Annotated in this window: 12 protein-coding genes; 10 read left to right on the top strand and 2 right to left on the bottom strand. The window is 73.3% G+C overall.

The annotated features are described in order from the left end of the window. Positions 1-30 precede the first annotated feature (30 nt). The 4 genes from FH609_RS08270 (at position 31) to trpD (ending at position 4,880) form a co-directional block, all read left to right on the top strand. Positions 31-840, top strand: coding sequence for a c-type cytochrome (locus tag FH609_RS08270; RefSeq protein WP_139666401.1), 810 nt, complete (start codon positions 31-33; stop codon positions 838-840). Beyond that, positions 837-1,922, top strand: coding sequence for a ubiquinol-cytochrome c reductase iron-sulfur subunit (locus tag FH609_RS08265; RefSeq protein WP_139666402.1), 1,086 nt, complete (start codon positions 837-839; stop codon positions 1,920-1,922). The genes FH609_RS08270 and FH609_RS08265 overlap by 4 nt, the downstream gene beginning before the upstream one ends. After that, positions 1,919-3,565, top strand: coding sequence for a cytochrome b (locus FH609_RS08260; protein WP_139666403.1), 1,647 nt, complete (start codon positions 1,919-1,921; stop codon positions 3,563-3,565). The genes FH609_RS08265 and FH609_RS08260 overlap by 4 nt, the downstream gene beginning before the upstream one ends. A 250-nt stretch (positions 3,566-3,815) precedes the next feature. Further along, on the top strand, positions 3,816-4,880 hold the full coding sequence (trpD, locus tag FH609_RS08255; RefSeq protein ID WP_139666404.1) for an anthranilate phosphoribosyltransferase: 1,065 nt from the start codon (positions 3,816-3,818) through the stop codon (positions 4,878-4,880). A gap of 63 nt (positions 4,881-4,943) precedes the next feature. On the opposite strand, the gene FH609_RS08250 is transcribed toward trpD, so the two are convergent. Next, the gene (locus FH609_RS08250; protein WP_139666405.1) at positions 4,944-5,225 is read right to left on the bottom strand and encodes an Lrp/AsnC family transcriptional regulator; all 282 of its coding nucleotides are present in this window, start codon (positions 5,223-5,225) and stop codon (positions 4,944-4,946) included. Between the two features lie 231 nt (positions 5,226-5,456). Here FH609_RS08250 and FH609_RS08245 point away from each other — a divergent pair, with 231 nt between their 5' ends. From FH609_RS08245 to FH609_RS08220, 6 genes are all read left to right on the top strand, one after another. Continuing rightward, positions 5,457-6,833: an NYN domain-containing protein gene (locus FH609_RS08245; RefSeq protein ID WP_139666406.1), complete on the top strand. Its 1,377-nt coding sequence runs from the start codon at positions 5,457-5,459 to the stop codon at positions 6,831-6,833. A gap of 422 nt (positions 6,834-7,255) precedes the next feature. Continuing rightward, positions 7,256-8,302 carry a C40 family peptidase gene (locus FH609_RS08240; protein ID WP_139666407.1) on the top strand — a complete coding sequence of 349 codons (1,047 nt, stop codon included), beginning with the start codon at positions 7,256-7,258 and terminating at the stop codon, positions 8,300-8,302. A 256-nt stretch (positions 8,303-8,558) separates the two neighbouring features. After that, complete coding sequence (locus tag FH609_RS08235; protein WP_226961489.1) at positions 8,559-9,653, top strand: NlpC/P60 family protein; 1,095 nt, start codon at positions 8,559-8,561, stop codon at positions 9,651-9,653. Between the two features lie 24 nt (positions 9,654-9,677). Beyond that, positions 9,678-10,832: a glycosyltransferase family 4 protein gene (locus tag FH609_RS08230; RefSeq protein WP_139666408.1), complete on the top strand. Its 1,155-nt coding sequence runs from the start codon at positions 9,678-9,680 to the stop codon at positions 10,830-10,832. A gap of 599 nt (positions 10,833-11,431) precedes the next feature. Then, a complete protein-coding gene (locus FH609_RS08225; RefSeq protein WP_139666409.1) occupies positions 11,432-12,055 on the top strand; it encodes a dihydrofolate reductase family protein in 624 nt (207 codons plus the stop codon). 58 nt (positions 12,056-12,113) lie between these two features. Then, complete coding sequence (locus FH609_RS08220; protein ID WP_139666410.1) at positions 12,114-13,136, top strand: NAD(P)/FAD-dependent oxidoreductase; 1,023 nt, start codon at positions 12,114-12,116, stop codon at positions 13,134-13,136. 4 nt (positions 13,137-13,140) lie between these two features. On the opposite strand, the gene FH609_RS08215 is transcribed toward FH609_RS08220, so the two are convergent. Further along, on the bottom strand, positions 13,141-14,946 hold the full coding sequence (locus FH609_RS08215) for an AMP-dependent synthetase/ligase (protein ID WP_139666411.1): 1,806 nt from the start codon (positions 14,944-14,946) through the stop codon (positions 13,141-13,143). Positions 14,947-15,019 lie beyond the last annotated feature (73 nt).

The raw sequence follows: 15,019 nt of genomic DNA, 5'->3' as shown, positions 1-15,019 counted from the left end.
ACGCAGAAGATCCTGACACCGGGGTAATCCGTGAAAAAGCTCTCCGCACGACGGCGCCATCCACTGGCGGTGTTTGTCGTCCTCCTCATCGCGCTGGCGGCCACCGGGGGGCTGTACGCCGCCTTCGCGCCCGCCGACGAGGCGCAGGCCGACACCACGGCCCAGTCCCTCGCCATCGAGGAGGGCGAGGCGCTCTACCGGGTCGGCTGCTCCAGCTGCCACGGCAGGTCAGGTGAGGGCGGCAGCGACGGCCCCAGCCTGGTGGGCGTGGGGCCGGCGGCCGTGCACTTCCAGGTCGGCACCGGCCGGATGCCCCTCCAGAACCCCGGCGCCCAGGCGCCGGAGAAGCCCCGGGCGTACACCCAGGCCGAGATCGACCAACTCGCCGCCTACATCGGCTCGTTGGGCCCCGGCCCGGCCGTTCCCGAGGCGTCGGCCTACGACCCCGCCGAGGGCAACGCGGCCCGGGGTGGCGAGCTGTTCCGCATGAACTGCTCCCAGTGCCACAACTTCACCGGCCAGGGCGGCGCCCTGACGAACGGGAAGTACGCGCCCGGGCTGGACAACGTGGAGCCGATCTACATCTACGAGGCGATGCTGACGGGCCCGCAGAACATGCCCTCCTTCCCCGACACGGTGCTGCCGGAGCAGGAGAAGCGGGACATCATCGCGTGGCTCAACGAGGTCAACACCTCGGAGTCGGCCAACCCCGGCGGCTTCACGCTCGGCGGCTTCGGCCCGGTGAGCGAGGGCCTGTTCGCCTGGACCTTCGGCATCGGCGCCCTGGTCGCGCTGACCGTGTGGATCGGGGCCAGGAGCGCTAAGGCCAGGAAGTCATGAGCGACCACCACAACTCCTCCGCATCCCAAGAAACGGAACCGCGAAAAGACGTGTCCGACGATCACCTCCCCGGTGAGCGGCGCTCGGGTGAACTGGCCGTGTTGGACGACCCGTTCGCCGACCCGGGGCTGCCCCCGCACGAACATCGGCGGCAGGACATCGACGAGCGTGCCGCCAAGCGCTCCGAGCGCACGGTCGCCCTCCTGTTCACCGTCTCCATGCTGGCGACCATCGGCTTCATCGTCGCCTATCTGGCCATCCCGATCGACGAGATCGTCTACATCTTCCCGATCGGCCACATCAGCGCGCTGAACTTCGCGTTGGGCACGACGCTGGGCGTCGCCCTCTTCTGCATCGGCGCCGGCGCCATCCACTGGGCCCGCACCCTGATGTCGGACGAGGAGCGCGTCGAGGAACGGCACGCGGTGGCGGCGACCCCCGAGGTCAAGTCCCATGTGCTGGCGGAGTTCCGCAAGGGCGCCGAGGAGTCGCAGATCGGCCGGCGCAAGCTGGTGCGGAACACGATGATCGGCGCGCTGGCCCTGGTGCCGCTCTCCGGCCTGGTGCTGCTGCGCGACCTCGGCCCGATGCCCGGCGACAAGCTGCGCAAGACCGCCTGGCGCGAGGGCTCGTTGATCGTCAACGAGAACACCGGCCAGCCGCTGCGGCCCGAGGACATCACGGTCGGCTCGCTGACCCAGGCGATGCCCAGCGACCTCGACCACCACGACGAGGACTTCCACGCGCAGATCGCCAAGGCCGCCGTGATGCTGGTCCGGCTGGAGCCGGAGGACATCAAGGACCCGCGCTCGGCGGCGTGGGGGCACGAGGGCATCCTCTGCTTCTCCAAGATCTGCACCCACGTCGGCTGCCCGGCGACGCTCTACGAGCAGCAGACCCACCACGCGCTGTGCCCCTGTCACCAGTCCACCTTCGACCTGTCGGACGGCGCGCGGGTGCTCTTCGGCCCGGCCGGGCACCCCCTGCCGCAGCTGAAGATCACGGTGAACGACGAAGGCTTCCTCACGGCGCTCGGCGACTTCGAGGAGCCCCCCGGCCCGAGCTTCTGGGAGCGCGGATGAGTACGGCAACGGAACCCCGGAAGAGCACCGCGAAGGGCAAGGCCCCGGCCGGCGAGAAGGTCGCCGACTGGGCCGACGGCCGGCTGGGCATCTACGGCCTGGCCAAGGCCAACATGCGGAAGATCTTCCCCGACCACTGGTCGTTCCTGCTCGGCGAGATCTGCCTGTTCAGCTTCATCATCGTCATCCTGACCGGCGTCTATCTGACGCTGTTCTTCGTGCCCAGCATGGGCGAGGTGGAGTACACCGGCTCGTTCGGGCCGATGCAGGGCGTGATGATGTCCGAGGCGTACGCCTCGACGCTGGACATCAGCTTCGACGTGCGCGGCGGCCTGCTGGTCCGTCAGATCCACCACTGGGCGGCGCTGCTGTTCGTGGTCGGCATCTTCATGCACATGATGCGGGTGTTCTTCACCGGCGCCTTCCGCAAGCCGCGCGAGGTCAACTGGATCTTCGGCTTCCTGCTGCTGGTGCTGGCGCTGTTCACCGGTCTGACCGGCTACTCGCTCCCCGACGACCTGCTCTCCGGCACCGGCATCCGGTTCATGGAGGGCGCGATCCTGGCGGTGCCGGTGCTCGGCACCTACCTCCAGATGTCCATCTTCGGCGGCGAGTTCCCCGGGCACGACATCATCCCCAGGTTCTTCGTGGTGCACGTGCTGCTGCTGCCGGGCATCATGGTGGGCCTCGTGGTGGCGCACCTGATCCTGATCGTGTACCACAAGCACACCCACTACGCGGGTCCCGGCCGGACCAACAACAACGTGGTCGGGATGCCGTTCATGCCGGTGTACATGGCGAAGGCGGGCGGCTTCTTCTTCCTGATCTTCGGCGTGATCACCCTGATCGCGGCGACGGTGACGATCAACCCGGTCTGGGTGCTCGGCCCCTATCGACCGGACCAGATCTCCACCAACGCGCAACCCGACTGGTATCTGGGCTTCTCCGAGGGACTGGTCCGGATGATGCCGGGCTTCGAATGGGTGATCCCCGGCGGATACACGCTCAACTTCGGGCTGTTGGTGCCGCTGGCGATCTTCCCGACGCTGCTGGTGGCCATCGCGGTCTACCCGTTCTTCGAGGCCTGGGTCACCAAGGACCCGCGCGAGCACCACATCGCGGAGCGGCCACGGAACAACCCGACCAGGACCGCGTTCGGCATGGCCTGGCTGACCGCGTTCGCGGTCGCGATGCTGGCCGGCGGCAACGACGTGTGGGCGGTGAACTTCCACCTCTCCATCAACGCCATCACCTGGTTCTGCCGGATCGCGTTCTTCGTCCTGCCGGTGCTCGTCTTCTTCGCGACCCGCCGGGTGTGTCTGGGACTCCAGCGCAGGGACGCGGACAAGGTGCTGCACGGGCGGGAGTCCGGGATCATCAAGCGGCTGCCGCACGGCGAGTTCATCGAGGTGCACGAGCCGCTGCCGCAGGACCGGCTCTACACGCTCACCGCGCACGAGCAGCGCCAGCCGCTCGAACTGGGCCCGGCCACCGACGAGAACGGTGTGCGGCGTCCGGTCAGCCCGGTGGAGCGGGTGCGGGCGCGGATGAGCAAGGCGTACTTCGGCGAGCAGGCGCAGATCCCCAAGCCGACCCGCGAGGAGTACCGGGCCATCGCCGAGAGCCACGACGAGCACCACTGACGTCGGGCCGGCGGGAAGCCGGATCAACGGGCCGTGGCCCCACCGTTCCAGCGGGACGGTGGGGCCACGGCCCGTTCGCGCGCCGCCGTCCGCTGGGAACGGCCGTCCGGAGACCGAACACCGCGCCCCGGCCCGCGCCGGCCGCCGCTAGGCTTCGGTGCCACGCGGCCGTGCCCGTTCCGTGAGACGGCGACGCCCGGCCGGCCGCGGGACCGAAGTCCGTACCGCTGATTCGCCAGGAGTGATTCCCATGAGCGTTGTGACCCCCGCCGGAGGCGACACCGGGGCGGCGCGCGACTGGCCGGAGGTGCTGAGCACCCTGCTGGCCGGCCGGGACCTGTCCGGCGAGGACACCGCCTGGGCCATGGAGCGGATCATGTCGGGCGAGGCCAGCGACGTGCGGATCGCGGGCTTCGCGGTGGCGCTGCGCGCCAAGGGCGAGACCGTCGAGGAGGTCGCGGGGCTGGTCGAGACGATGTACCGGCACGCCAACGTGATCGAGGTGCCGGGCCCCGCCGTGGACATCGTCGGCACCGGCGGCGACCGGGCGCGGACCGTCAACATCTCCACCATGTCCGCGATCGTGGTGGCCGGCACCGGGGTGCGGGTCGTCAAGCACGGCAACCGGGCCGCCTCCAGCGCCAGCGGCGCCACCGACGTGCTGGAGCAGCTGGGCGTCAACCTCGACCTCACCCCGCAGCGGGTGGCCGAGGTCGCGGTGGAGGCCGGGATCACCTACTGTCCGGCCGTCCTCTTCCACCCGGCGCTGCGCCACGCGGGTGCGGCGCGCAAGGAGTTGGGCGTCGCGACGTTCTTCAACTTCCTCGGCCCGCTGACCAATCCGGCCCGGGTGCGGGCGCAGGCGACCGGCGTCGCCGATGCCAGGATGGCGCCGATCCTCGCCGGGGTGCTGGCTGAACGGGGCAGCTCGGCGCTGGTGTTCCGGGGCGACGACGGGCTGGACGAGCTGACCGTCACCGGCACCTCCACGGTGTGGGTGGTGCGGAACGGGAAGGTGGCCGAGGAGTCCTTCGACCCGCGCTCGGTGGGCGTCGAGCTGGCCCCCGTCGAGTCGCTGCGCGGCGGCGACGCGGCCGCCAACGCGGCGGTGGCGCGGCGGCTGTTGGACGGCGAGCAGGGGCCGGTGCGGGACGCGGTGCTGCTCAACGCGGCGGCCGGGCTGGCCGCCATCGAGCCGGACGACGCGCCGCTGCCGCAGCGGATCGCGGCCGGCATGGCGCGCGCCGCCGAGTCCATCGACTCGGGCGCGGCGCGGGCGGCGCTGGAGCGCTGGATCGCCACCACCCGTCGCTGAGCGTGGCGTTGCCCCGGGCCGCCACCGCGCGGCGGCCCGGGGCCGGGGTGCCGGGGCGCCGGCCTAGGAGTCCAGGCCGATGGCGAACGCGGCCTCCAGGTCGTGCTGCGAGTAAGTGCGGAAGGCGATGTGCGTCTCGGTGGACTCCACGCCGGGGATCTTGCTCAGCCGCGCCGGGATGACCTCGGCGAGCTGGTCGTGCTCGCGCACCCGGACCAGGGCGATCAGGTCGTGCGGCCCGGTCACCGAGTACACCTCGCTCACCCCGTCCAGGGCCGCGATCTGCTCCGCGACCTCCGGGACGCGGTCCACGCTGGTCTTGATGAGCACGATCGAAGTGATCACGGCTGCGCCTCATTTCCGGAATCGGTGGTCGCCTACACAGGCCACACCATAGCCTCCGGGCAACGGGCCGGGCCGGTCGCGGGCCGGCCGACATCGGCGGCCCCGCCGGCCTGGGCCAGCAGACGTGGCGCGTACCAGGCCGTAGGGTGAAGCCGAGTGTGACGGAGATACGCAGTGACGGGGAGTGCCGGCCGACCGGCCGCCGCTCGGACCGACGGATGGTGTGCAGCTGTGGAACCCACGGACGGTGAGGAGGCGACGGGGCGGGCCGAGCCTGAGGCGACGGAGCCGGCCGAGGCCCTGGACCGCCCGCTGCCCGAACGGGTCAGAGGCCGCGTGATCCAGCTCGCCGGGGAGGCGTTCGACGGGCTGACGCTGGCCGAGTTGCCGAGCACGTTGCGGCAGTATGCCCGGTTCACCCCACCCCGTCGGGTGAAGTTCGGCGGCTCCGCGATGGCCGCCGCGCTGGAGTCCGACACCTTCTTCCGGCACCGGGTGGGCTCCGTGCTGCGCGCCGCGTCGCCCGAGCTGGCCGAGGCGGTGGAACGCGGCACCCCGCCCCCGGCGGCCGACCCCGTCGAGGTGGCGGCCGCCGCGTTCCTGCTGCGCCCGCCGGGCTGGGCCAAGCTGGTCGCCGCGGCCGGCGAGGAGGCGCAGCGCGCCCAGGAGGAGCGCGCCGGCCAGGAGCGGGAACGCGAACTGCGGGAGCTGCGCGAGGAGTTGGCGCGGCTGCGGGAGGCGTCGCGGGACGAGCAGGAGCGGCTGCGCGCGGAGTTGGAGGCCAGCCGCAAGGAGAGCGACGCGCAGCACCGCAAGCTGCGCAGCGCGCTGGCCGACGTGCGGCGCGGCGAGGCGGCGGTGCGCAAGCTGCGCGCCGAGCTGGACGAGGCGCGGGCGGCGGCGGACGCCGTCAGGGCGGCGGGGGAGAGCGAGGCGCGGCGGCTGCGCGGCCGGCTGGAGCGGGCCGAGGCGGCGCTTGAGGCCAGCCGCCGCTCGGTCCGTGAGGACCGGGGCATCGAGGACACCCGGCTGCGGCTGCTGTTGGACACGGTGTTGGACGCGGCCCAGGGGCTGCGCCGGGAGTTGGCCCTGCCGCCGGCGCGGCAGGGCCAGCTGCCCGCGCAGACGGTGGCGGCGGTGCGGCCCGGCGAGCCGGGTCCTGCCGACATCGCGCGGCGCGCGCTGGACGGCGACGACCCGGCGGTGCTCGACCAGCTGTTGGCCCTGCCGCAGGCCCATCTGGTGGTGGACGGCTACAACGTGACCAAGACCGGCTATCCGACGATGCCGTTGGAGCGGCAGCGGGCCCGACTGATGCGCGGGCTCGCGGTGTTGGCGGCGCAGACCGGCGCCGAGATGACCTGCGTCTTCGACGGCGCCGAGCTGGCGGCGCCGGTGCTGCTGACGCCGCCGCGCGGGGTGCGGGTGCTGTTCAGCCCGCCGGGCGAGACGGCCGACGAGCTGATCCGCCAGCTGGTGCGGGCCGAGCCGGCAGGCCGTCCGGTGGTGGTGGTCTCCAGCGACCGCGAGGTGGCCGACGGCATCGCGCGCTCCGGCGCCTGGCCGGTGGCCTCCCGGCTGCTGCTCAACCGCCTGGCCCGCACCTGAGGTTGACCGCCCGGCCGAACGGGCTGGTTGCGGCGGCGCCCGAACGGGTACCCCAGGAGACGGAGAACGACGGCGAGTTGACCGTTCCGGCGGCGTCGGGCGTTCTGTGCCGCCCGGACGTTTCGTGGCGCTGCGGGGCGGAAGTGCCGTTGCGCCGGTTCGTCCCCTTGGTGGGCGTTGCCGCGTGTTTGTGGGCCACGGAATGTGGGGGACCGACAGCGGTCGGTGTGAGGTAAGTAAAATATGGCCGGCAGGATTTGAACCGGACAAAGAGACCTCGCTAGGGTCACCTCGAACCTTCGCGCGGTAGATCACCCAGCCCGGGTGACCGTGGAGGTACCGCCTAGTCCGCGGCAGTCTCGCGGAGCCGGGGTGAAACCAGCCCACCCGGCAGGCGGCTGAGGAAGAAGGAGCTCGCCCCAGTGGCGTCCCACCGTCGTCCCAAGCAGCCAAGCCGTGCTCGACTGACCATCCTCGGCGCGGCCGCCTCCGCCGCCGCCACCGTCGGCGTCACCGCCACCTCCGCCTCGGCCGACCCCGGCCAGAGCATCGACGACGTCCGCGAGGAGGTCGACGAGCTGCACCACGAGGCCGAGGAGATCACCGAGGAGTACAACGGGGCCCAGGAGCGCGAGCAGGAGCTCCAGGACGAGATCGCCGAGCTCCAGGACTCCACCGCCCGGGGCCAGGAGCGCCTCAACGAGCTGCGCAACAGCATGGGTTCGATGGCGACGGCGCAGTACCGCAACGGCGGGCTCGACCCGTCCATGCAGCTTTTCCTCTCGTCTGACCCCGACGACTTCCTGGACCAGGCGTCCGCGCTGGACCAGCTCTCCTCCAAGCAGGCCGAGGCGCTGCGCCTCATCCAGGAGCAGCAGCGCACCCTCGACCAGCAGCGCGAGGAGGCCGGCGAGCGGCTGGCCGAGCTGGAGGAGGTCCGCAGCACCCTCGGCGAGCAGAAGGAGACCATCCAGGGCAAGTTGAGCGAGGCCCAGGCCCTGCTCAACCAGCTCACCGAGGAGGAGCGGCAGGAGATCGCGGCGGCCGAGGCCGCCGAGGCCGAGGAGGCCGCCCGCGCCAGCCGCTCCGACGACCGCGACTACTCCGACGGTTCGTCCTCCTCCTACGCCCAGACCGCCGTCAACGCAGCGACCTCCAAGCTGGGCTCGCCCTACGTCTGGGCCGCCACGGGACCCAACTCCTTCGACTGCTCCGGGCTGACCTCCTGGGCCTACAACCAGGCCGGCGTCTCCCTGCCGCGCGTCTCCCAGGCCCAGGCCAACGCCGGCACCCGCGTCGCCCGCAGCGAACTCGCCCCCGGCGACCTGGTGTTCTTCTATCCCGAGCTGACCCATGTGGGCATCTACGTGGGCAACGGCCAGATGGTGCACGCGCCCAGACCCGGCGGCGTCGTGGAGTACGCCAGCCTCGACATCATGCCCTTCCAGTTCGGCACCAGGGTGGCCTGACCGGCCGCCTGCCGCGCCACCTCCGCCGGCGCTCCCCGGGCCTAACTCCGGGGCCCCGCACGCCCACTGAACGGGCGCCGCGCCAACTGGACCAACCAGGTGATTCGCTGGGCGAACCGTTTTCCCGCGCGCCCCGCGTGACCTGCGAACCCGGCATCCGGGGCCGGGCCGCGCGGTGTTGCCCTGCCATGACTTCGGTCGCCACGCGGCTACATTCTGCTGCGCTCGGGTCCCCACCGAAGGAGCGCGGCTCGCAGTGATCGTTCATGATGCTTTCCTTCCGTCGCGGCGCGGCGGTCTGGTGTTGCGGCTGTCCGCCTGGTCGGCGGCGGCGACGGCCGTGGCGGTGATCTCCGCCGTTCCCGTCTGCGCCGACCCGGCGGGGCGGGGCGACGAGACCGCCGAGGCCACCCGGCAGGTCGACCGGCTCTTCGCCGAGGCAGACCGCGCCGTGGACGCCTACAACGGCTCCGTGGAACGGGTCGCCACGCTGGAGGCCGAACTCGACCGCCGGCGCGAGCAGGTGGACCGCACGGAGCGCGAGGTCGACGAGAAGCGCCGCACCCTCGGCGCGGCCGCCGCCGCGCACTACCGCGCCGGCGGCCTGTCCCCCTCGCTGTCCCTGCTGCTCTCCGACAGCCCGGACGCCTACCTTGACCGGGCCGCGTCCTACGAGCGGATGAGCGACCGCCGCAGCGGCGAACTGCGCGAACTGCTCAGCGCCCAGCGCGACCTGACCCAGCGCCGCGACGAGGCCGACGCCCGGCTCGACGAACTGACCGAGGAACGCGCCGAGTTGGCCCGCCGCAAGGAGGCCGCCGAGGAGCGGCTGGCCGAGGCGAGGGAACGGCTCGACGAACTCACCGAGCGGGAGCGGCGCGAGGACCGCCGGGCCGCGCGCGACGCGGAGCGCGCCGAACGCGCCGACGCCGGCGGGGCCGCCGGGTCCGGCTCCGGGGCCGAGGGCCAGGCCGCCCCCGAACCGCCGGCGCCGGTCGCGGCCTCCGGCCGGGCCGGCGTCGCGCTGGCCGCCGCCCAGGGCGCGTTGGGGCGGCCCTACGGCTGGGGGCAGGCCGGGCCCGACGCGTTCGACTGCTCGGGCCTCGTGCAGTGGGCCTACGCCAAGGCCGGCGTCTCCCTGCCCCGCACCTCCCAGGCGCAGGCGGGCGCCGGGCGGCGGGTCCCGCTCGACCAGGCACAGCCCGGCGACATCGTGGTCTACCGGGCGGACGCCAGCCATGTGGGCCTCTACGCCGGAGACGGACAAGTGGTGCACGCCCCCTATACCGGAGCTTCCGTGCGGTATGACCCGGTCGGGATGATGCCGGTCTCCTCGGTGGTACGACCCTGACCTGAGGTCGGTAATGTTCGGGTGATGCGAAAGACGTTGATCGTGACCAACGACTTCCCGCCCCGCCCGGGCGGTATCCAGGCGTTCCTGCACAGCATGGCGCTGCGGATGGACCCGGGCCAGGTGGTGGTGTACGCCTCCAGCTGGCGGCGGGACGCCGAAGCCGTCGAGGCCACCACCGAGTTCGACGCCGAGCAGCCCTACCCGGTCTTCCGGGACAGGACGGCGTCGCTGCTGCCCACCAGAGCCACCACCCGCAAGGCCGCCGAGCTGCTGCGGGAACACGGATGCACGGCCGTGTGGTTCGGCGCCGCCGCGCCGCTCGGGCTGATGGCCCCGACGCTGCGCGCCGCGGGCGCCGAGCGGCTGGTGGCCACCAGCCACGGACACGAGGCCGGTTGGGCGGGGATGCCGGTCACGCGCCAGGTGGTGCGCCGCATCGGCGAGAACACCGATGTGATCACCTACCTCGGCGAGTACACCAGGAGCCGGATCGCGGCCGCGCTGACGCCGTCGGCCGCCTCCCGGATGACCCAACTCACCCCGGGCGTCGACCACAAGCTCTTCCACCCCGACTCCGGCGGGCGGCGGCTGCGCGCCAGCCTGGGCCTGGCCGACCGGCCGGTGGTGGTCTGCGTCTCCCGACTGGTCGCCCGCAAGGGGCAGGACACGCTGATCCGCGCCATGCCGGCGGTGTTGGCCGCCGAGCCCGACGCCGTGCTGGCGATCGTGGGCGGCGGGGCGTACCGCTCGGATCTGGAGCGGCTGGTGCAACGCATGGGGCTCCAGCGGTCGGTGCGCTTTCTTGGTGAGGTGTCATGGGCACAACTGCCCGCGCACTTCGGCATCGGCGACGTCTTCGCGATGCCGTGCCGCACCCGGCACCGGGGGCTGGACGTCGAGGGCCTGGGGATGGTGTACCTGGAGGCCTCGGCCACCGGACTCCCCGTGATCGCCGGCGACTCCGGCGGCGCGCCGGACGCGGTGCTCGACGGCGAGACGGGCTGGGTGGTGCGCGGCGGGGGGCCCACCGCCCCCCGGGAGACCGCCGAACGCATCGTCACGCTGCTCCGCGACCCGGAACTGCGCCGCAGGATGGGCACGCGGGGGCGGGAGTGGGTCGAGGAGAAGTGGGGCTGGGACATGTTGTCGGAACGGCTCAAGACGCTGTTGACGTGACCGGACGGCGGCCGGCCCTGGGGGCCGGCCGCCGGGCCGCCTCCGGCGGGGGTCGCCTCCGGCGGGGCTCGCCTCCGGCGGGGTGGGGGTGCGCCCACGGTGGTGGGGGTGTTGCGCTGGGCGCGCGGGGTTCGCCTTCGGCGGGGTTGGCCTGCGGCCGGCGTTGGGGGCGTTCCTTGGCGGGGTGGGGGTGTGTCCTCCGTGGGTGAGGCGTTGCGTCGTCGCGCGGAGTTCGCTTCCGGCGGGCCGGTGAGGTGCGGCGGGGTTCGCGTTCGGCCCGGGTGGGGTGCTGCGCTGGGCGCGCGGGGTTCGCCTTCGGCGGGGTTGGCCTGCGGCCGGCGTTGGGGGCGTTCCTTGGCGGCGTTTCGCTTCCGGCGGGGGTGGGGCGTGGGCCTCTGTGGTGGGGGTGTTGCGTTCGTCGCGCGGGGTTCGTCTTTGGCGGGGGCTTTGGGGCCAACTGGTCGCCGGGCCGGCAGGGTTGCCTTCGGCGGGATGGCTTGCGAGCCGGTGGGGGCCGGCGATGAGTTGGGGACGGTGGGGGAGTCGACATCCTTCGCCGGGGCGGTGGGCGCTCCGGGGGTGAGGTAGGGAGCATCGTCGTGAGGGTGGTTCTTCAGGAGTTTCTTTCGCTGGACGGGGTCGCGCAGGGGCCGGGGGCGCCGGACGAGGACACCAGCGGTGGGTTCACGCGGGGAGGGTGGCTCGTTCCGCATCTGGACGACGCGTTCCTGCGGATCGTGACCGGCTGGCTCGACGAGGTGGACGCATTCCTGTTCGGGCGGCGCACCTACGAGAACTTCGCGCGGGACTGGCCGGCGATGGACGATCCCGACGACCCGGTGGCCAGCAGGCTCAACCACCTGCCGAAGTATGTCGCCACCAACACCCTGACCGGCGCCGGCTGGGAGCCGACCACGATCCTCTCGGGCGATGTGGCCGCCCGGGTCGCCGAGGTGCGGGCGCGGCCCGGGCGGGAGTTGCAGATTCACGGGAGTGCCCGGCTGGGCGCCTCGCTGCTGGCCGCCGGGCTGGTCGACGAGGTGCGGCTGATGATCGCACCGGTGGTGGTGGGCGCCGGCCGGCGGCTCTTCCCGGAGAGCGGAGTCCCGGCCGGGCTGCGGCTGGTGAGCAGCGAGACGACGCCGAGCGGGGTCACCGCCCAGGTCTACGAGGTGACCGGCGAGCCGAGCTTCGGCGCCTACGGTCCCGAGACCACGTCCTGAACCGTTCGGAGGTACCGTCACCGTCCGGGCGCCCGGCGTCCGGACGCGAGGAGGCAACGTGGCGGCTGTCGTGGTCGTGGGTGCGGGGATCGTCGGCGCCGCGGTGGCGTGGGAGCTGGCGGCGCGCGGGGTCGAGGTGACGGTGCTGGACGTGGAGGCGTCGCCGGGGCGCGGGGTGACCGGCGCCTCGTTCGGATGGATCGGCGGCTCGGGCGGGCACTGGCCGGGCGGGGCGCGGGAGTTGCGGGAGTTCGTGCTGGCGGACTACCGGCGGCTGGCCGGCGAGGTGGCCGGCGTTGACGTGCGCTGGTGCGGCTCGCTGGCGTGGGACGAGGCGTCGGGGCTGGACGGGGCGCTGGGGGAGGGGCGGTTCCTGGTCGGGCGGGGCGAGATCGCCGCCATGGAGCCCGCGCTTCGGGAGCCGCCCGAGCGGGCCGTGCACACCCCGAGCGACGCGGGCGTCGACCCGACGGCCGTGGCGGAGGCGCTGGTGGCGGCGGCCAGCGCGCGGGGCGCCGAGGTGCGAACGGGGGTGCGGGTCACGGGACTTGAGACGGCGAACGGGCGCGTCGTCGGCGTGCGGTCGTCGGCCGGTGCGCACCGCGCGGCGCGGGTCGTGCTCGCGGCCGGCACGGAGGTCGTGCGGCTGTGCCGGCCGTTGGGCGTCGCGTTGCCGGTCGTCGGCTCGCCGGCCCGTGGGGTGCGGATGGCGGCGCCGGCCGGGCTGGTCAGGACGGTCGTCGCGGCGCCCGGCTGCGAGGTGCGGGAGGCGGGCGACGGCACGCTGCGGCTGACGTTGCCGCCGGGGCGGGACGCGCGGGAGGCGCTGCGTGGGCTGTTCCGGGGCGCCGGGGAGGCCGTCGTCCTGGACGACCGGGTAGGGAACCGGCCCCTGCCGGCGAACGGGCCGATCGTGGGGCCGGTGACGCCGGACCGCGCCCTGTGGGTGGCGGTGCTGCACCCGGGCGTGACTCTGGCGCCGACCGTGGCGCGCCTGCTGGCCGAGGAGTTGACGGGCGACCGGCCCGTCGCCGAACTCGCCCGCTGCCGGCCGGCCCTGCCCCGAACAGGCCCTGCCTGAGCGGTCAGGTCCCGTAGAGCGCGTCGATCTCGGTGGCGAAGTCCTTCGCCACCACGTGCCGCTTCAGCTTCAGCGACGGGGTCAGATGGCCCGACTCCTCCGTGAAGTGCCCGGGCAGCACGCGGAACGCGCGGACCGACTCGGCGCGGGAGACGGCCTCGTTGGCCTGCCGCACCGCCTCGTCCAGGGCCGCCAACAGGGCCGGGTGGTCGAGGAGTTCGGCGCGGTCCAGGCCGGTCAGGCTCTGTTCCTCGGCCCAGCGCGGCAGGAAGTCGTCGTCCACGGTGAGCAGCGCCCCGACGAACGGGCGGCCCTCGCCGACCACCATGCACTCGGCGACCAGCGCGTGCGCCCTGATCCGGTCCTCCAGCACGGCGGGGGCGACGTTCTTGCCGCCGGCGGTCACCAGGATCTCCTTGGAGCGCCCGGTGACCGTCAGATAGCCGGCCTCGTCCAGCCGGCCCAGGTCGCCGGTGTGGAACCAGCCGTCCCGCAGCACCTCGGCCGTGGCGGCCGGGTCGTTCCAGTACTCGGTGAACAGGTGCTCGCCGCGCAGCAGGATCTCGTCGTCCTCGGCGATCCGGATCGTGGTGCCGGGCAGCGGCCGGCCGACGGTGCCGATCCGGGGCGCGTCCCAGGGGTTGAACGAGGTCGGCGCGCAGGACTCGGTCAGCCCGTAGCCCTCCAGCACGGTGAAGCCGATGCCCCGGTAGAAGTGCCCGAGGCGTTCGCCCAGCGGCGCGCCGCCGGAGATCGCGTGGGTGGCCCGGCCGCCGAGCACGGCGCGCAGCTTCCGGTAGACTAGCCGGTCGAAGACGCGGTGTCGCAGCCGCAGGCCGAGCCCGGGCCCGCCCGGGGTGTCCTGGGCGCGGCTGTAGGCGGCGGCGGTCTCGGCGGCCCGGTCGAAGATCTTGCCCCGGCCGCCCGAAGCGGCGGTGGCGCGGGCCGAGTTGTACACCTTCTCGAAGACGCGGGGCACGCCCAGCACGATGGTGGGGCGGAACGAGGCCAGGTCGTCGGTGAGTTGGGCGACGCTGGGCACCAGGCCCAGCCTGATCGGCGCCAGCAGCGCCGCTACCTGCACCATCCTGGCGAAGACATGGGCCAGCGGCAGGAACAGCAGCACCGACGACTCCCCGGTGCGGAACAGCGGCCCGAGCGCGGCGACCACGTTGCCGCAGGTCGCGAGGAACGCGCGGTGGCTGAGCACACAGCCCCTGGGCCGGCCGGTGGTGCCCGAGGTGTAGACGATGGTGGCGGGGGAGTCCGGGGTGACGGTGGCGGTGGCCGCCGCGAGCCGCTGGTCGCTGATGGGCGCGCCGGCCGCCGTCAGCAGGGCGACGGCCCCCGGGCCCGAGTCCGGTTCGACGCACCAGCGCCGGGTGAGCCGCGGCAGGCGTTCCCGCAGCGACTCCACGACCGCCAGCTGCGCCGAGGTCTCGACGACGACGGCGATGGCGCCGGAGTCGCCCAGGTTCCAGGCGATCTGCTCGGGCGAGCTGCTCTCGTAGACGGGAACGGTCACCGCGCCCACGGTCCAGATGGCGAAGTCGAACAGCGTCCACTCGTAGCGGGTGCGGGAGAGCAGCCCGACCCGGTCGCCGGGCTGGACGCCCGAGCGCAGCAGGCCCCTGGCCACGGACTCGACGTCGGCGAGGAACTCGGTGGCGGTCAGGTCCTCCCAGGTGCCGCCCCGCTGGCGGGCGATCACCGCCGTGTGGGGGTGGCGGGCCGCGTTGGCCGCCAGCAGCTTCGGCAGTCCGCCCTCGGTCGGCACGGTGTACCGCGCCGGCAGGCTGAACTCGCGCACCGTTACTCCTCTTCGCTTCCGCTGGTTCACCGCGCCGGGCCGCCCGGCGGCGGCCCGGCGGTCCGGTACGTCC

This window comes from Streptomyces sp. 3MP-14 (assembly GCF_006334905.2).
GTDB classification, from domain to species: domain Bacteria; phylum Actinomycetota; class Actinomycetes; order Streptomycetales; family Streptomycetaceae; genus Streptomyces; species Streptomyces triticirhizae.
The sequence above is the reverse complement of the archived record's forward strand: the minus strand, read 5'-3'. Positions and strand labels throughout refer to the sequence as shown.

Coding starts and splice junctions, on each gene's coding strand:
- FH609_RS08265 (WP_139666402.1), top strand. CDS start 837: ATGAGCGACCACCACAACTCCTCCGCATCCCAAGAAACGGAACCGCGA.
- trpD (WP_139666404.1), top strand. CDS start 3,816: ATGAGCGTTGTGACCCCCGCCGGAGGCGACACCGGGGCGGCGCGCGAC.
- FH609_RS08260 (WP_139666403.1), top strand. CDS start 1,919: ATGAGTACGGCAACGGAACCCCGGAAGAGCACCGCGAAGGGCAAGGCC.
- FH609_RS08230 (WP_139666408.1), top strand. CDS start 9,678: ATGCGAAAGACGTTGATCGTGACCAACGACTTCCCGCCCCGCCCGGGC.